The sequence below is a fragment of the Clostridium luticellarii genome (assembly GCF_002995845.1).
GTDB classification, from domain to species: domain Bacteria; phylum Bacillota; class Clostridia; order Clostridiales; family Clostridiaceae; genus Clostridium_B; species Clostridium_B luticellarii.
On record NZ_PVXP01000010.1, the window covers coordinates 19,814 to 38,160 of the forward strand.

General features: G+C 36.3%; 18 protein-coding genes. 5 read left to right on the top strand and 13 right to left on the bottom strand.

The features are described from left to right. Window positions 1-6: 6 nt before the first annotated feature. Window positions 7-408 carry a pyridoxamine 5'-phosphate oxidase family protein gene (locus CLLU_RS05450; protein WP_106008565.1) on the bottom strand — a complete coding sequence of 134 codons (402 nt, stop codon included), beginning with the start codon at window positions 406-408 and terminating at the stop codon, window positions 7-9. Window positions 409-540: 132 nt separating this feature from the next. On the opposite strand from CLLU_RS05450, the gene CLLU_RS05455 reads away from it, so the two are divergent. Then, on the top strand, window positions 541-927 hold the full coding sequence (locus CLLU_RS05455) for a winged helix-turn-helix transcriptional regulator (protein ID WP_242977488.1): 387 nt from the start codon (window positions 541-543) through the stop codon (window positions 925-927). A 52-nt stretch (window positions 928-979) separates the two neighbouring features. On the opposite strand, the gene ahbB is transcribed toward CLLU_RS05455, so the two are convergent. The 4 genes from ahbB to nirJ1 form a co-directional block, all read right to left on the bottom strand. Then, the gene (gene ahbB / locus CLLU_RS05460) at window positions 980-1,450 is read right to left on the bottom strand and encodes a siroheme decarboxylase subunit beta (protein ID WP_106008566.1); all 471 of its coding nucleotides are present in this window, start codon (window positions 1,448-1,450) and stop codon (window positions 980-982) included. Window positions 1,451-1,456: 6 nt separating this feature from the next. Then, window positions 1,457-1,909 carry a siroheme decarboxylase subunit alpha gene (gene ahbA, locus CLLU_RS05465; protein ID WP_106008567.1) on the bottom strand — a complete coding sequence of 151 codons (453 nt, stop codon included), beginning with the start codon at window positions 1,907-1,909 and terminating at the stop codon, window positions 1,457-1,459. Beyond that, window positions 1,902-2,912, bottom strand: coding sequence for a putative heme d1 biosynthesis radical SAM protein NirJ2 (nirJ2, locus tag CLLU_RS05470; RefSeq protein ID WP_106008568.1), 1,011 nt, complete (start codon window positions 2,910-2,912; stop codon window positions 1,902-1,904). Before nirJ2 ends, ahbA begins: the two co-directional genes overlap by 8 nt. A 77-nt stretch (window positions 2,913-2,989) precedes the next feature. Next, complete coding sequence (nirJ1, locus tag CLLU_RS05475; RefSeq protein WP_106008569.1) at window positions 2,990-4,174, bottom strand: putative heme d1 biosynthesis radical SAM protein NirJ1; 1,185 nt, start codon at window positions 4,172-4,174, stop codon at window positions 2,990-2,992. A 201-nt stretch (window positions 4,175-4,375) separates the two neighbouring features. Here nirJ1 and CLLU_RS05480 point away from each other — a divergent pair, with 201 nt between their 5' ends. From CLLU_RS05480 to CLLU_RS05490, 3 genes are all read left to right on the top strand, one after another. Further along, a complete protein-coding gene (locus tag CLLU_RS05480) occupies window positions 4,376-5,521 on the top strand; it encodes a glycosyltransferase family 4 protein (RefSeq protein WP_106008570.1) in 1,146 nt (381 codons plus the stop codon). Between the two features lie 234 nt (window positions 5,522-5,755). Continuing rightward, a complete protein-coding gene (locus CLLU_RS05485) occupies window positions 5,756-6,580 on the top strand; it encodes a MerR family transcriptional regulator (protein ID WP_158255884.1) in 825 nt (274 codons plus the stop codon). Between the two features lie 83 nt (window positions 6,581-6,663). Continuing rightward, window positions 6,664-8,595: an oxidoreductase gene (locus CLLU_RS05490; protein WP_106008572.1), complete on the top strand. Its 1,932-nt coding sequence runs from the start codon at window positions 6,664-6,666 to the stop codon at window positions 8,593-8,595. Between the two features lie 68 nt (window positions 8,596-8,663). Here CLLU_RS05490 and CLLU_RS05495 read toward each other — a convergent pair whose 3' ends face one another. The 4 genes from CLLU_RS05495 to CLLU_RS05510 form a co-directional block, all read right to left on the bottom strand. Then, on the bottom strand, window positions 8,664-9,731 hold the full coding sequence (locus CLLU_RS05495) for a M24 family metallopeptidase (RefSeq protein ID WP_106008573.1): 1,068 nt from the start codon (window positions 9,729-9,731) through the stop codon (window positions 8,664-8,666). 111 nt (window positions 9,732-9,842) lie between these two features. Then, the gene (locus CLLU_RS05500) at window positions 9,843-11,324 is read right to left on the bottom strand and encodes a peptide MFS transporter (protein ID WP_106008574.1); all 1,482 of its coding nucleotides are present in this window, start codon (window positions 11,322-11,324) and stop codon (window positions 9,843-9,845) included. 299 nt (window positions 11,325-11,623) lie between these two features. After that, window positions 11,624-12,712: a M24 family metallopeptidase gene (locus CLLU_RS05505; RefSeq protein ID WP_106008575.1), complete on the bottom strand. Its 1,089-nt coding sequence runs from the start codon at window positions 12,710-12,712 to the stop codon at window positions 11,624-11,626. 43 nt (window positions 12,713-12,755) lie between these two features. Next, entirely contained in the window at window positions 12,756-14,249 is a 1,494-nt protein-coding gene (locus CLLU_RS05510; RefSeq protein WP_106008576.1) for a peptide MFS transporter, read from the bottom strand. A gap of 288 nt (window positions 14,250-14,537) precedes the next feature. On the opposite strand from CLLU_RS05510, the gene CLLU_RS05515 reads away from it, so the two are divergent. Continuing rightward, window positions 14,538-15,083 (top strand): cupin domain-containing protein, encoded by a 546-nt coding sequence (locus CLLU_RS05515; protein WP_106008577.1) that lies wholly within the window; start codon window positions 14,538-14,540, stop codon window positions 15,081-15,083. A 115-nt stretch (window positions 15,084-15,198) separates the two neighbouring features. On the opposite strand, the gene CLLU_RS05520 is transcribed toward CLLU_RS05515, so the two are convergent. The 4 genes from CLLU_RS05520 to CLLU_RS05535 form a co-directional block, all read right to left on the bottom strand. Then, complete coding sequence (locus CLLU_RS05520) at window positions 15,199-16,545, bottom strand: B12-binding domain-containing radical SAM protein (RefSeq protein ID WP_106008578.1); 1,347 nt, start codon at window positions 16,543-16,545, stop codon at window positions 15,199-15,201. 30 nt (window positions 16,546-16,575) lie between these two features. After that, the gene (locus CLLU_RS05525; protein ID WP_106008579.1) at window positions 16,576-16,788 is read right to left on the bottom strand and encodes a helix-turn-helix domain-containing protein; all 213 of its coding nucleotides are present in this window, start codon (window positions 16,786-16,788) and stop codon (window positions 16,576-16,578) included. Between the two features lie 10 nt (window positions 16,789-16,798). Beyond that, window positions 16,799-17,275, bottom strand: a complete 477-nt coding sequence (locus CLLU_RS05530; protein ID WP_106008580.1) for a DUF2975 domain-containing protein — start codon at window positions 17,273-17,275, stop codon at window positions 16,799-16,801. Between the two features lie 140 nt (window positions 17,276-17,415). Beyond that, entirely contained in the window at window positions 17,416-18,294 is an 879-nt protein-coding gene (locus tag CLLU_RS05535; RefSeq protein ID WP_106008581.1) for a LysR family transcriptional regulator, read from the bottom strand. Between the last annotated feature and the right edge of the window lie 53 nt (window positions 18,295-18,347).

Below are 18,347 nucleotides of genomic sequence, written 5' to 3' on the forward strand. Positions count from 1 at the left end.
CTGAAACTAAAATTCTATCTCCTTAGAATTTTCTCCTGTTAAATCTGAAATTGTTGCTGTACCATGTTCAATATAGAATATTTTAAAAATAGGATTATCCGAAGATTTATATAATTTTTTCACAAGTTCTGATGAATTTAGTACCAGTTCTTTTTTGTCTTTATCATCGGAAAATACAACTTTTCCACTTATTCTTCCTGTGATCATGTCCTTTGACGTGGTGCTGTATTCAATATACGGTGATTCAAGAAGCTGCTTATAAACTTTCTTTGTGCTGTTAGTACAGAAATACAGTTTGCCTTTATCCCAGGTCATGAAGCCAAAAGGTCTTACTCTAGGTCTTCCATTATCTACAGTTGCTAAAAACCCAAATCCATTCTCCTTAAAAAGTTTTATTATCTCATCCATTTAATTTTCCTCCTTGATTTTTTTATCTATTACAAATATAATAATATAAGTGTATGCTTAATATTACAAGTACGCACATTTTTATTACATAGTCATATAATATAGACTAATGCGAAAGGATAAGGATTTAAAGTGAATGATAAAATTAAATTTTGCCCTGTATCTTCAACCCAAAACATATTAATGGGAAAATGGAAGTTACCGATTCTATGGGCTCTTCACAATAAGACAATGCGTTTTAATGAGCTCCAGAAATTGATGACCACTATTTCAAGAGGAGTACTCACACAACAATTAAGAGAACTTGAACGAGATAAGCTTGTAAACAGAAAGGTATATAGAGAGGTACCACCTAAAGTGGAATACTCTTTGACAGAAATCGGCGTAAGCTTCATCCCTATAATGATTGAGATTATAAAATGGGGAACAGGGTATATTAAAAAGACAAAAAAATGTAATATGGATATCTGCATATTAAATGGATTTCCCTGTGAAAAATGCTATAGAGACATTGACTGAATAGATCCTTTCGGTAACTCTCTTTATGCACCATGAATGTCTTCGGCAGCTTTTAATCTTTAAAATATTTCATGCTGGTTTTCTTGAATTCACAGATGCTGTACAATATGCTGTAGTTGTCGATATGACTTAACTCTGATATCTTTTGTACTATATCTTCACATACATTTTTTGTCTGTCCATGAATCATTGTAAAAATATTATAGAACCAGTTGTCATATACAGGCCTCCTGCAGCAATGACTCACCTCCTTGAATCCCACCATAATATCTGTTACTTTTTTAATATTTTCCTCTGGTACCTTCCAGACCACCATGGCATTTGCCTTAAACCCAGCATTCCTGTGATTTAAAATTGCACCAAATCTCCGCATAATTCCAATTTGTAAAAATTCCCTAACTCTATTCAACAGCTGCTGCTCTGAAATTCCAAGTTCATCTGCCATTTTCTTATATGGCTCTGATACAACAGGCATATCTTCCTGAAGCCTGCAAATAATACTTATGTCTAACGGGCTCAGCATATTTTATCACTCCTTCATGGAAAAAACAGCATTGATTTTAAACACATCCACTGCAGGCAGTTCCAATATATTCTCAATCCCCATATTGATTTTAATGTCTTTCAGAAATTTTTTAATTTTATCCTGTGATGCTGCCGTAACTGTAAACCAGATATTGTACTCATTATTTCTTTGATAATTATGAGTTACTCCCTTGTAGCTGCTTATGAATTCTGCCACTTCATGAATTCTATGTTCCGGCACCTCTACAGCACACAAAAGGCTTGTATATCCCAGTTTATTCGAATTGAATATGCCGCCTATTCTCCGTATATATCCCTGTTTCTTAAGCCTGTTGACTGTATTTATAACCTTTTGTTCAGTCATATTGAGTTTGTCGGCAATCTTCAAAAAAGGCTTTGAATCCAATGAAAATTCCGTTTGTATCAAATTAAGTATTTCTCTGCTTTCTCTATCCATTATTAAATGTCTCCCTTTTATTTCCAGAACACAGGCACCAGTAATCTTCCGACATTGGATCTCCATTGTTATAAAAAGCTGCACGAGCTCTGCAGCCTCCGCAGGTTTTTTTATAATTGCAGGCTCCACATTTACCCCTGTAATTTGAAGTTCTCAATTTATTCAGCAGAGAACTATTCCTCCATATTTCGCCAAAAGGAGTTTCTCTTACATTTCCTATGGAAGAATCCAAATAGGCGCAGGGCCGCACATTTCCTTCAGGATCTATGATACAATAGAAAGTGCCGGCCAAGCATCCCTTTTTAAATCTTGTTTTTATATTATTTTGCAGAGCAATTCTCGTGAACTGAGGTGCACAAGTGGGTTTCAGTTCTATAGATACTTCCTTTTGTTTTATCATTATATCCTTTAGAACTCCTTCATAATCTTCTCTATTAAGCCCCTCATCTTTTATGTATATTCCCCTTCCTGCAGGTACCAGGAAAAATATATGATGAGCTGCAGCTCCCATATTCACCGCAAAGTCCGTTATATCTGATATTTCATTTTTATTCCAATTCATTACAGTAGTATGTATTTGAAACGACAGATCCACTTTTCTGCAATTTTTCATGCCTTCAACAGCTTTATTCCAGCCTCCATCATAATTTCTGAAATCATCGTGTCTTTTAGGATTTAAACTGTCCAAACTAATTCCCACTCTCCTAACTTCTGAATTCTTTAACCTTTCAGCCACTTCTAAGGTTATAAGTGTACCATTAGTTCCAAGTACTGGTCTGAGTCCAATTTCTGATGCATACTTTATCAATTCATAAATATCTTCACGCATAAGCGGCTCACCACCGGAAAAAATCATTATCTTGAAACCAGCTTTTACTATTTCATCCATCAGTGCTTTTGCCTCTTCAGTATTTAATTCTTTTTCAGCCTCCCTGCCAGAATCTCTATAACAATGTTTACAATACATATTGCACTTATTGGTAGTATTCCAGGATATAATCATCAAATATTCCTCTCCTCAAATAATTTTAGTTGGTCTCATAAGGACAAAACAAATCATGTCAGCTGCATCGATATACATCAGATCAACCCAGCGAATTCACCGACTCCTATTTCTTTATTTGTCAGATAGCAAGCTGGATCCGATGCCCAGAAATCTCCCGTTACTGCCTTGGCCCTTGCTCTAAAATTTCCATTACAAATATCAAGCCATTTACAACTGCTGCATCTTCCCTTTAATAAACTTTTTCTATTCTTTAATCCACTGATAATGGGATTTGAAGTATCGGACCAGATATCACCAAAGCTTCTCTCTTTTACATTTCCAAAAGTATATTGAGTTGTAAACTGATCCGGATGAACATCTCCCTTGTAATCCACATTGGCAATGGCTATTCCCGAACGATTTCCACCATTTAATTTCATCAATTCAAACATATTTTCTGACAGTTTCTTGTATTTTTTCCTGGCTTTCAAATACAGATAAACTGAATCCGCATGATTGTCTACTGTAAGTACTTCTACTTTATCTCCAAATTCCATGGCCTTTTCCATAATCAGATTCATAGCTTCCCTGGCTTCATCATGAGTTATATCCTCATCCACCATAAAACTTCCTCTGCCGGAATAAACCAGATGATAGAAACAAACCCGATTTATTTTTTCTTCTTCAACAAGATTAAATATATCTTTTAGCTGACCATAATTATGCTTATTTATGGTAAATCTCAATCCTACCTTCTGACCTGCTTCTCTGCAATTTCTTATTCCCATAAGTGCATTGCAAAAAGAGCCTTTAGTTCCCCTAAACTTATCATGATTTTCACCCATTCCATCTAAACTTATACCCACATATCCCACACCACATTTTTTGAGTGTGTCTGCAGTATTCCTGTCAATAAGAGTGCCATTGGTGGAAATCGTACTTCTTATATTGTGTTGTTTGGCATATTCAATTAATTCAAATAGATCTTTACGAAGAAGCGGCTCTCCTCCTGAGAATATTATTACCGGCACTTTAAATTCCTGTAAATCATCGATGAAATCTTTTGCCTCTTTGGTATTAAGTTCTCCCGGATATATCCTGCTGTCGGAGTCTGCATAACAGTGTCTGCACTTTAAATTACAGGTTCTGGTGCAATTCCAGACGACTACAGGTCCATGCCCTGGGATGACTCCATTCTTCTGCCGGCTGGCTCCACGGACATACCTCAGTTCATCTCCAAAATTCTTATTCCCACATAATAATTTTGATATCCCTATCATACATAATCAAACTCCTTGTTCATACATAAAACTTAGCAATATTATTATTATGAGTAATAATATGGATAAAAATACATTAAATGATCTCAATATTAACTGAACTTCACAATATTTATCATAAACTTAACATAAATATGCAATCAGAAATTAACTATAAGAAATATTATTATATTAGGAAGATAAAAATAGAGGAGTGATAACGTGAAGGTAGCTATTTTTACAGATACTTTTTTACCACAGATAAATGGAGTTACCAATACTCTAAGCAAACTTGCAGAATATTATGAAGCAAATAATATTAAATATTTAATATTTGCACCTGATAATGATGTAGAGAAAAACGGTAACTGCAATATCCAAAGGTTTTTCAGTATAAAGTTTTTTCTCTATCCGGAATGCAGAATAGCTTTCCCCAACACCTTTAGATTAAGTACTTTACTATCTGATTTCAAACCAGATATAATACAGCTCATGACTGAATTTAATATGGGGTTGGCAGGATTAAAGTATGGAAAAAAGCACGGAATACCTACTGTATCCAATTATACAACTAATTTTTGTCAGTATTTAAATTATTATAATTTGGACTTTTTAAACAATTACATATGGACTTATTTAAGATGGTTTCACAATCAGAATGATCTAACCTTATGTCCATCGGAGGAAATAAAAGATTATCTTAAAAATAAGGGAATATCAAATACAGATATTTTTTCAAGAGGTATAGATTCTGAAAAATTTAATCCTGAATTGAGAAGCGAGGATTTAAGAAGACAGCTTGGTATCAATAATAAATTGGTATTTTTATATGTAGGCAGGGTTTCACCAGAAAAAGATTTGGATATTTTAATTGATGCCTATAGAGAAGTCTATAATAAATATGGAGACAAGATAGCTCTTGTTGTAACAGGAGAAGGGCCATACCTGGATAAATGTAAAAATGATTTTCCAAAAGGCACCATATTCACGGGATTTAAGAAGGGAAAAGAACTGGCACAGATTTATGCGTCCAGTGATATATTTGTATTTCCTTCTTCAACAGAGACTTTTGGAAATGTGGTACTTGAGGCCATGGCCTCCGGTGTTCCAGTTATAGGTGCTGATGCCGGAGGAGTTAAAAATACTATCAAACACAAAATTAACGGTCTTAAATTCAAGGCAAGACATGTGAATGAACTAATCGATCTAATGGTAGAGTTAATTGAGGATGAAGACTTAAGAAACACATTGAGCATAAATGCCAGAAATACTGGACTGAGAAGATCCTGGAACAAGGTATTTAATGGCCTTATGGATACTTATAATGACATTCTGCTTAATAAAAAGAATAGTGATATAAGTGCTTGATTATATTATAAAATGGTGTACCCCTATAATTAAGGGGGCTTTGTAGTCTTAATGATTAATACTTTCATACATATAAAACAATTTATTACTTTAGATTCAACTGATCCAATCTTCTAATATTCTCCACTGATATACAAATTACAGCAATACCAACAATTAAAACACATGATATAATAAACTAGTAATTTACACAAAAATTACAATCGAAATTTACGAATCAAGGAGGAGTCTGCATTGAAATACAAGATTGGTGAAGTTTCAAGAATACTTAATATACCTATTGATACGATTCGCTATTTAGAGAAAAAGAATATTGTAAATCCAAGTAAAGATAGTAATAACTATCGATTTTATGAAGCCTGGGACATTAATTTTTTAACTGAGTATAAAAAGTTTAGAAGTTTCGATTTTTCAGTTCCTGAAGTTGAAGAAATTCTACACTCGGATAATCTGGAAAACTTTATAGGAAGAATCAGTAAAAGGCAGAAATATTTCGAAGATAAATTAAAATATTATACATTCTTAAAGCAAAAAAATCAAAAGTATTTAGATTCTTTAAATAACATCAAAAAAAATCTTTGGAAATGTTCCTTTACCGAATGTCCCAGCATTTATTATTTTATACATAGATTTAATTATAAATATGCAGGAAAGGAAAAATTTGACGGTCTTTTCGAAACTTGGCTAAACTATTTTCCATTTATAGATACAATAGTTGAAATGCAGCTTGACGCAGTCATGAACAGGGATACCAACAATAATTATGAATGGGGATTTTCCATAAAGAAAAAGTATGCGGATGCATTTAATATCCCATTAAATAGTGATAAGGTTAACCATGTTAAAAGTACGCAAAGTGTTTATACTGTAATCTGTGCCGGTGAAAAAGGAAGTTTCTCATTAAAGCTGTTAAATAAAGCTCTTGAATTTATTGAAGATAATGGCTGTGAGCTTGCAGGAAATGTTATAGGCAATCTTCTTGCCCGTGTACATGAACCAAATGGATACTTCAGGTATATTGAGGTTTGGCTGCCAGTAAAAAAAATTGATAAATTTTAAACAAACATATTGACTCTGTAGTTCATACAGGGTTTATATTTTATATGTAAACGAAATCTAAAATAAAATATGGAGGGTTTAATATGTTTAAGAAACTATTCTCACCACAAAAAATCAATGTCTGTGAAATACCAAACAGACTTGCAGTTACTGCCATGGTTACAAATTACTGCAGCGAGGACGGAACGGCAACAGACAGATACATTGCCTATCATGAAGCAAAAGCAAAAGGCGGCTGGGGATTGATCATAACAGAAGATTATGCAATTAACAAAAATGCCATGGGATATAAATACATTGCCGGTCTTTGGAATGATGAACAGATTGAAAGTCACAAGAAACTAACTGATACTATTCATAAGTATGAGAGTAAAATATTTTGTCAAATATATCATGCAGGAAGACAGAGCTGTAGCGCTGTAAACGGTGGAATGCAGCCAGTTGCTCCTTCAGCAATACCTTGTCCCTGGCTTAGAGAGCTCCCAAGAGAGATTACGATACCTGAAATAGAACAAATAGTTCAGGATTTCGGTGATTGCGCATTAAGAGCAAAAAAGGCAGGCTTCGACGGAGTGGAGGTACATGCCGCCCATGGATATCTGCTTGCTGAATTTATGTCAACTTATGCAAATAAAAGAACAGATAAATACGGGGGATGTTTGGACAACCGTGTGAGAATTATAAAAGAAGTATATGAAAGCGTACGTTCCAAAGTTGGAAAGGACTTTCCTGTAACAATACGTTTTTCCGCTTACGAGGGATTTGAGGGCGGCAGAGATATGGCAGAGTCCAGAGTCTTGGCAAAATTATTTGAAAAATGGGGGTTTGATGCCCTGCATGTTTCAAATGGTGCATATGGTGATCACAATGACGGTGGAATTGTAGCACCAATGTACTATCCACATGCTTTTGGCGTTGATAATGCAGCAGAAATAAAAAAAATAGTTAACATACCTGTATTTACAGTAAATAGAATCAACGATCCAAGAATGGCGGAAAGTATTTTAGAATTGGACAAAGCTGATTTTATCGGCATGGGAAGAGGCTCTCTAGCAGATCCGGATCTGCCGAATAAGGCAAGTACAGAAGATTTAACATCAATAAGATATTGTATTGGCTGCCTTCAAGGATGTACTGGATCGTTATATGTTGGCGGACCCATCACCTGTTTAGTTAATCCTAGCTTGGGAAAGGAATGGGAATTAGATTATTCAAAAGTAGATGAGCCCAAATCCGTTTTAATTGTAGGTGGAGGCCCTGGAGGATTGGAGGCAGCAAGAACAGCCGCTATAAAAGGACATAAGGTCAGCCTTTATGAAAAAAGAAGTTTTCTGGGAGGACAATTCAGATCTGCAGCTTATCCTCCATGCAAGGGTGAACTAAGTACTTACATTGCATGGATAACAAATGAACTGAACAAGTTAGGTGTTAAAGTATACTTAAATTCTGAAGTTACAAATGAACTGGTAGATGAGAAAAATCCTGATGTAATAATAATAGCTACAGGCGGAGCTCCACTTATGCCTCCAATAAAGGGTATAGATAAACCGCATGTAATTTCAGCAGAAGATGCGCTTCTTGGTAACACTGCAACTGGAGATAAAATAGTAATAGCCGGCGGCGGTGAAGTAGGTGGAGAAACTGCTGCTCATTTGGCCATGCAGCAAAAGGATGTTTCGGTTGTGGAAATGTGCCCGAGTTTATTTAGGGAACTGGATGGAGTTAATAAATATAATATAATGAAAATATTAGATGAATACGGCGTAAAGAAATATACGGAAACTAAGGTTGTTGAAATATTAGATGAGGGTGTTGTTGTTGAAAACAGTCGGGGTAAATTTACAATTTCTGCGGATACAGTGGTAATTGGTCTGGGCTATAGACCTAACAATAAACTAGCAGAAGAATTAAAAGAAAGCCATGATAATGTTGTTGTCATAGCTGGTGCAGTGAAGACAAGCAATGCTCTAGCTGCAACAAGAGAAGGATTTGATGCTGGAATCAGCATTAAATAATATAAGAATCTGTAAAATATAGCTTTCTATGATGAAATCAGAATATCATAGAAAGCTGTATAATATTTTTATAATTCTACCAGGTCATGTGTGAAACGAACCATATTTTCATATCCGTCCTCTGTTACAAGTATCTGATCCTCAATTCTCACACCTCCCCATCCCGGAATATATATTCCAGGCTCTATGGTCCTTACATTTCCCGACATCAGCTCGGTTAGATCCGGCTCTGAGGAAAATGGTCCTTCATGAACAAAAAGCCCTATACCATGTCCGATATTCGTGTACTGGTATCCCATATATTCTGTCCCTTCCAGGGCTTTTAAAGATTCACGATAGATCTCTCTTCCAGTAACTCCAGCTTTCGTTATGGCAAGACAATCTTCCACCATCTTTTTCTCCAAATCATATACCTCTTTCTGCTTATCTGTTGCTTTCCCCACTATTACCGTTCTTGTCATATCTGACATATAGCCGTGTACCTGACAGCCAAAATCCATCAGCACGAAATCACCATATTCAATAGATTTTTCCGAGGGAATCCCATGCAGAAGTGAAGTCCTTGCACCGGAAATCAAAATATTGCCATAAGGCATGGTATCGGCACCTTCCATAACCATATATAAAGATAATTTTGCCGCCAGTTCCTTTTCGGTTACACCCACTCTTATTTCCGGCAGAAGCTTTTCCAGAGCACGGCAGGATATCTCACATGCCGCTCTTTGATATTCAATTTCCTGGGGAGTCTTAACCTGGCGCATTTTTTCAATGACACCTGTCTCAGGAACCAATTCTCCCCTGAAAGCCTCTCTAAACGACTGGTAATCGGCAAAATTCATTTTATCCGCTTCAAAGGCCAGAGCAGAAAGCTTGTTCTCTTTCATCAATTCACCAATTTTACATCCTATCGGCTTCCTTTTTTCCCTCCAATTTACCACTTTATATTGCGGGCATTCTAAGGCCGCCTGCTCAGTATACCTGGGATCTGTAAGAAAGTAGTAGTTTGATCTTGTTATAAGAAGATAACTGTCATCTCCTGTATAACCACTGATGTAACGTACATTTTCCTTTTTGGCTACGAAAAATCCGTCTAAATGTTCATTTTCCATATAAGATAATAACTTCTCTTCATTCATTTATAAGTTCCTCCTTATTTATTTTCTATACAAGCTTTCAGTTCTAAAGGCAGGAAAACACTTTATCAATTATTTCAATGCTGCCTGAAATATCCCTTATCAAAATAAAATTTATTCCATCATTTTGTTTAGCTTCTTATTAAATATCCAAAGTATCAATCCTATCAAAAAAGTAACTCCTCCAATTTCAAGAAAATAAATGCTTTCACTTCCTTCTTTATAGAAATTTACAGCAAGGGCACTTAAGCCAGAGCCTGTGGACAAACCCAACTGCCATACTGTCATCATCTGAGCAGTAAAAGCAACTGGTGCAACTTTCGAAGCTGTCGACATTCCTACAGGTGAAGTCATTGCCTCCCCCCATATCATTAGAGCATAGAAAATCATCAGCCACATCGGATTTACTTTTACATTGGCAGGATACAGCACAAATGGCATGATCATAAATAGAGTAGCAAGTCCATAAAAAACAGTTCCTATCCCAAATTTCAGCGGTGTGTTGGGCTGTTTTTCTTTCATTTTAGTCCAAAGGCTGGCGGCCAGCGTTCCAAAAATTATTGCATAAACAGCCGGTACTGTCTGAAAAGCGGCAGGTGTCAGCTTAAAGCCGAAAAAATTCATATTTACACGTTCTGCTGCATATATCGCCAGTATGGTTGTAGACTGGTTCCAAATCATCATATTAAAACAATTCGCAGCAAATATGAAAATAAAGGGAATAATTCTCACCGCTTCTTCTTTGCTTGTCTTTTTACTGTTGTAGATGTAAACGATATATATAATGGGAATAAAAATACTTACAACACTGACTACATTACAAAAAGCAGTTGGAGTAACGATACCTGTTACAAAAAGTACTACAACAACCAATACAAACACAAGTAAAGATGCTGTAATTCCAAAAAGCATTTTATTTCTCTTTTCATCAGAAAACGGATCATCCGGTTCAATCCCTGCATCTCCAAATACTTTGTTTTGACTTGCCACATAAATTATCCATCCAATAAACTGAATAACAGCTGCAAACAAAAATCCCATATGATAATTCAAAACCTGTGCTATTGTCCCGGTTATTACAGGAGCTACTGCACCTACGTTATTCATGACATACATAATGCTGAATCCGCTGTCCCGACGTCCATCATCTTTAGCATAAAGCTTTCCTGCCAAAGCATAAAGGCTGTTTCCTCTGCACACGGCTGCAGCAAGCAGCATAATCTGACTTGCCAGATAAAGTGCCGGGCCGCCTCCGGGAACTGCCAAAAGGAAATAACCAGCTGTTGCAACTGCATATCCTATTGTGATGGCCTTTCTTACGCCCAGAAAACGATCAGCCACATATCCGCCTATAATTCCTGCTATACCAGCAAAAGCAGTATAAACGTTTACGAACTGAGCAGCATTAGCATGTGAAAATCCCAGCCCTCCTTCTGACACAGATGTATACAGATAATAAATCAAAATGGCAGTCATTCCATAGTTGGCAAAAGCTTGAGCTAGAGCCATAGTTGACGTTATCTGCATTCCTTTTGGGTGCCCTATAAACCTCTTGTCTTCTTTGAAATCAATACGCATTGCTTCTTTTTTCCCCATATTTCCCCTTCTTTCATTGTTTTGATTTCACCTAATCAATTCAAGGCAGCTTTTACAATTTTCAAAACAAAATCATCTATTTCATATATATGAATTATCAATTTAAAAATAGCACAATTTCCAGATTTTTTCAACAACTATTTCATGTAAAAATATTTTTTCATATATAATATAAATTTAGCTCATAATATTTCATATAAATGAATATGGAAAAATGGTATACAAACAAATTAAAAAGCTGCCTTTTACAGATATAAGCCATTTGTAGAAGACAGCTTCCTCTGCTGCAAAATACTTTATTAGTTATTTTCAGGAACTACGGTTAAATCTTTCGTATAGTGATTCAATACCTCACATCCATCCTCTGTAATCAGTACGAGATCTTCTATTCTGACCCCAAGTGCCTCGTCGTCCAGGTAAACACCCGGTTCAATAGAGAATACCTGCCCTGGCTTAATAATTTCCTCATTTACGGAAGATACATCTCCAAATTCGTGATCCTCAATACCAATTGTATGTCCTGTTCTGCACACAAAATAATCACCATAGCCTTTTTCAGTAATATAATCCCTGCAAGCATGGTCAACATCACACATCCTGTTGCCTGGTTTTGCAGCTGCGATTCCCCTGGCCTGTGCTTCTTTTACAATTTCATAAATCTCCCTGCCGCGTTCAGAAACCTCTCCAATAAATACGGTTCTAGTCATATCCGAGCAATAATCGTTCAGAACACCACCGATATCTATTATAACACTGTCACCCCTTTTTCCCTTTGTGTTATCGGTAGCATGGTGTGGGTCTCCATTTGATTTTCCATATCCGATAATGGGATCAAATGAAACTCCGGAATGCCCACTATCCAAATACATCTTACGAACGATATCATTCATCTCTTTTTCCGTATAACCTTTCACCACCAGCGGCACCAATTGTTCCATAATTTTGTCATTTGCCAGTCCCGCTTCCCACATAAGTTTCTGTTCCTTTGCATCCTTAATCAGCCTGACATGATCAACAATAATAGATCCATTAAGATATTTACTTCCTGACCCCAGCTCCTGGAGTCTTAAAAGAAATCTTGCCTGCCAGAACTTATCCACACCAATTGGTTTATCTTTTTCCACAAACTTACTGAGGATTTCTACGCTGTCCTCTACATCATCATAATAAACAATCTCCACCCCCAGGTCATCCTTCTGCGGAAACAGCCTGTTGAGAAACAATTTATTTTTTCCATTGACGTTCAGGTAAAGCGCCTGCATTCTTTCCCCGGAACGGATCCATTTTCCGGTCAGATAAAAAATAGCCGGTGAGTCAGAGATAATCATCTGAGTTATTCCTTCCTCTTTCATCTTTGCTAAAATCCTATCAACTCTTGATTGAATCATATTTTTCCTCCTCTTTATATTTAATTTAGTTTTTGCATAATACCTATTCCATCATATTAGATAGCTTTTTATTAAATATCCATATGACCAGCCCAACTAGAAGAGTCACAGCACCAATAATCAAGAAATACGGTGTTTCAGAACCTTCATGATAAAAATTCACTACCAGTGCACTCAATCCGGCACCTGTTGATTTACTCAATTCCCATATAGTAACCATCTGTGCGCTAAACGCCAGAGGTGCCACTTTTGTAGAAGCCGACATACCAACCGGATTGGTCAAGGCCTCTCCCCAGATGACGATAAAGTAAAATCCCATCAGCCACAAAGGACTCACTTTGACATCCGCTGTATAAAGAACAAAGGGCAGAATCATAAAAAGAGGACCAAGTGCCCACAAAACAGTTCCTATGCCTGCTTTGAGCGCTGTATTGGGCTGCTTTGTCCCCATTTTGGTCCAAAGCATGTTGGCCAGTGTTCCAAAAATTATTGCATAAACAGCAGGCACTGTCTGGAAAGCAGCAGGTGTAAGCGTAAATCCGAAAAAATTCATATTTACACGTTCTGCCGCATATATTGCCAGGATAGTTGTAGACTGGTTCCAGACCATCAAGTTAAAACAGTTTCCAATAAAAATGAAAAGAAAAGGTATCAAGCGTTTTGCTTCAGCACGGGTTGTCTTCTTGCTCTTGTATATATAACCCAGATAAACAAGTGGAAGGAAAATACTGATAACACTAACTGCATTACAGAATGCAGCCGGTGAAACAGCTCCAGTTCCCAGCAGGGCCACAATCACCGCCACTACAATAAGCATGAGAATGATCAATTTAAAAAGCATTTTCTGAACGCCATTTTCTTCCTTCGGAGGGTCATCCGGAGCAATGCCCGCATTTCCGAACAAGGCATTCTGAGTCAGCACATAGACCACCCATCCAGCACCCTGTACAGCTGCTGCCACCAGAAATCCCACATTGTAATTTAGAACCAATGCAACTGTTCCTGTGATAACTGGAGCAACAGCTCCAACGTTATTTACCACATACATGATCGTAAAACCCGCATCCCGTCTTGTATCATCCTTGGAATAAAGCTTCCCGGCCAGAGCATACAGACTGGTGCCCATGCAGGCACTTGATACCAGCAAAAGCAGCTGGCTGGCAAAATAAAAACCTGCTCCCCCCATCGGAACTGCCAGAAGCAAATACCCTACGGTTCTCACCGCATATCCAATAGAGATGGCTTTACGCACACCAAGAAGACGATCTGCCATATAGGCCCCGACCACGCCGCACATGAAAGTCAGCGAATTATATACGTTTACAAACTGAGCCGCTTCTGTCTTTGAAAATCCAAGTCCTCCCGTAGTCGCCGCCTCATAAAGATAGTATATCAGAATTGCAGTCATTCCATAGTTTCCAAATGCCTGCGCAAGTGCCATAAAAGATGTAGTCAGCATCCCCTTGGGCTGCCCTAGAAATCTTTTGTCGTTTTTGAAATCAAGATGTTTAATATTTTTACTGTTTACCCCTAACATATGTTTCCTCCTACCATATTTTTCCCTCAAGTGGTATTTCAAAAATAAAAATACAGTTCTTTTTTCAATTTCATGAAATATTGTTCATAATTATGAATTATCTGTGATAATAAATCTACTTTAGATAAAAGTCAATAGTTTCTTTATAAAAAATATCTGTAAAAAAAAATGTTTATATGATACTATAGAGAATATGGAGTAGTTTTTTGACAAAATAATCGGCATTTATGCTGGTCATGGCGTTTTCAAAACGCCTAGATTCTTTTCTTAAAGTGGGAGGAGTATGAGGTGAACACAATTAACCTTGACAAGATTGGCACGAAAATCAGCAAAATCAGAAAAGAAAAAGGATTGACGCTGCGGGATTTATCAGAATACACAGGATTTTCGGTAGGCTTTCTCAGTAATCTTGAAACCGGGAAAAGCAGTCCCACAGTCAATGACCTGCAATGGGTTGCGGAAATTCTGGGGACTGACATCATTACCATCTTGACAGACGAAAAATCCCCCAAGATGATAATCCGCAAAAATGAACGAATTCCGACAATCTACCCTGACCAAAATATGACAGATGAACTAATAGATTTCGGATATGATCGTCAAATATATAGGATCATTACAATAGAACCCGGTAAGGCAGAAAAAGGGCGTCTTGCACGACATATTTTTTCTGAAGTCTGTATCGTCATTGAAGGTACGCTGACGATTGAATTTGAAGATCAATCATATGACCTGGAAAAAGGTGATTCCGTCTACATCGAAAGGCGAAAACTGCACCGAATTTTCAACCGTTTTGACAAGCCGGCCATCAGTTACTGGGTATTCCATAAATAACTCCCTGGATCCCAATATCAGCTTGTTTTATCCTCGCCTGTCATCTTGAACAGTGTAGGAAAAAAGGCCATATTTATTTCTGCAAAACAGAGACATAAAATTTTCACTATTTCACTTACTTTATACAATAGGCCAGCCACCTAAAGAATCTTCCTACATTTTCAAAGGAAACTACACTGCACAATAATTCAGTCAGCTTTCCAAACTTCCTATAAAAGAAATTAAATGCTAAGAACGGAATCCATTGATTTTTGGATTTGGGCAGTCTTTTCATTATATTTTTGAATGTATACACTTCCTTATATATCCATAAATAACCATTATATAATTCTTCCGCCGTCATATTCTTTGGTTTATATACAACATGTGCAGTATTATAATTTGACAAATTATAATCTACAATTCTACCTTCTTCTATCAATGATGAGTATAGCTTTGTGCCGGGATACGGGGTGAGGATATGCGAAGTCACCGTTTCTATCTTATTTTTAACTATCCATTCCAATGTATCTTTAAATACGGAGACATCATCTTCATCTAATCCGAAAACAAAGCTTGCATTTATCATTATTCCTCTTTTGTGAATTTCATCTACAAGTTTCTCATATCTGTTTACACTGTTTTGTATTTTATGGACACTATCTATTGACTTGTCATTTATACTTTCAAAACCTATAAACAGACTTTGGCAGCCAGATACCTCCATCTCATCCAACAATTCAGGTATGTCCACTATATTGGAAGTAACCGCTGCATTCCACTTCAGCTTAAGAGGCTTTATTTCCTTCAATAATTTTTTTGTCCATTTAGGATTCCCAATAAAATTATCATCAATAAACATTATATGTCTTGTTTTTAATGCATTTATATCTTTAATCACATCATCTATGGGCCTGTTGATGTAAGTCTTAGGTACATTTTTACAGCTATTATAGCAGAAATCACATTTAAAAGGACATCCTCTGCTTGTACTAATTATATTAGTATACAAATACTTTTTATCATCAATACTATGATAGTCTGGCGACACTATTTCTTTTCCAGCAATACTTTCCATATCACAGTATATCTTCTTAAGTGAATTATTTTCTTTATCCCTGAGGATCCTTGTCCAAACTCTCTCGGCCATTCCCACACATATTGCGTCAAAATTATCAGCAGCTCCCTCCGGATCTGCTGTAATATGTATGCCTCCTGCAATTACTGTTACTCCACGATTTTGAAACTCCTTTGATATTTCCACCGCTCTATTCATAACATCTACTGTAACAGTTATTGCTGCCAAGTCCACAGGCTCGTCAAAATCTATCTTTTCAACATTTTCATTTTCAATAATAACTTCGTGCTCTTTCGGCGTAAGGTTTGTTATTGTGAGTAATGCCAGTGAAGGACTCATTCTTGTTTTCAACTTTGTATCCATAGGTCTTGGCAGCATTGCAGGTTGAATCAATTTAATTTTCATACATTGCCTCCTCAAACAAATTCAGCCAAATTATCGTGAATCATTTCTGTATTCTAAAATATCCCCGGGCTGACATTCCAAAGCCCTGCAGATTGCATCTAAAGTCGATAGCCGAATTGCTTTTGCCTTTCCATTTTTTAATATAGAGATGTTTGCCATGGTTATTCCAACTTCTTTCGAAAGTTCTGTGACACTCATTTTCCTTTTGGCCAGCATAACATCAATGTTGATTATAATTGCCAAGTTATTCACCTCAAATCGTTAGATCATTGTCTGATTTTATATCCACCGCATCTTTTAAAAGTTTTTGAAGGACGGCAGCAAACACCCCAATTACAAACGAAGCAAAAGCAATGACCAATCCCAGTGCTACAATGCCCGGGGCATCGTCTGCATTTGCCATAGGAACTAAGAATGGTATTAGTACCGCATATATAATACTGATTGTAATAGCACAGTGCTTTATATTCTTTAAAGCTGTTACAGATAATTCCGAAAAAGCTTTGTTCCTGTCAATATAGCTTAGAAGTCTCAAGGCCTGGTACAGTGCAATAAAAAATGGTATTGCTGAAAGATAGGCTCCTATTAAAACAGGCCAATAATACAACTTCGGATAATGTTCTGCTGCTCCAGCAGCTATTGCAGGAAGCCAAAAAATGCACAATGCAAGTACTATAATTCCAATAAGAAAAACCACTATCTTTAAAAAAATTGTTGATCCTGGTTTCATAAAAAGCACCTCACTTATTTATTGTTTATTTGATTTTAACATATATTTTATTGTTTTACAATATATTATTATTGAATTTTAGCATCTATTTATTGTTATTTTAGTGCAATTTAATTTACAATTGAGGATTTAATTTACAATTAAGGGTATTTTATCATGCACAAAGTTATAAAGCCTTTCATTGTTTCTGTCAAATACTTGTTTTTATGATATATAATTTTAAACTGCCTTTTAAATTTAATATCTTTAATAGGTACTTCATGGAGAATCCCCAAGGCCAATTCACTCATTACTGAATGCCTGGAAATAACTGAAACTCCCAATCCTTCTTCAACTGCAATTTTAATGGTATCAGTATTGTTACATATCCATATAACCTGCCAGCTCAATTGATTTTTTCTCATCTTGTCCTCAAATGTTTTACGGGTTCCGCTTCCCCTTTCGCGGACAATAAACTTTTCTCTTTCAAGTTCACGAGGTTCAACATAAGGAAGCTTTGCAAACCTGTGACCAGAGCCACAGATAAGTACCAGTTCATCATTCATAAAGGGCCTGTTAATAATATCCGGATTTTTCGTTTCCCCTTCTACCAGCGCTATATCAATTTCATCCCGCAGAAGCATTTTTTCAATTTTTTCAGTGTTTTCCTCATATACTTTTATATTAGCCCCAACATTTATCTTTTGAAAATTCCACACAAGCTTAGGCAGTACATAAGCTCCAACTGTAACACTTGCACCAATGCGTATATAACCATTTTGATGCAAGGTCTTCATGTCATTTTCCAATTCCCTGTTTAATTTAATAATATATCTGGCATAACTCAACAATTTTTTCCCCGCATGAGTGAGGTAAAGTTTTCTTGACAATCGTTCAAAAAGCCGTACGCCATAGTGACTTTCAAGTTCTGAAATTGCCTGGCTAACTGCCGACTGTGATATAAAAAGCATTTCTGAAGCCTTAGTCATGTTCATCTTGTCACATACAGCAACAAATATATTAAAATGTCTTAACGTCATAATATCACCCTTATACATTAGTATATACTTATTATAATAATAAAATAATAATA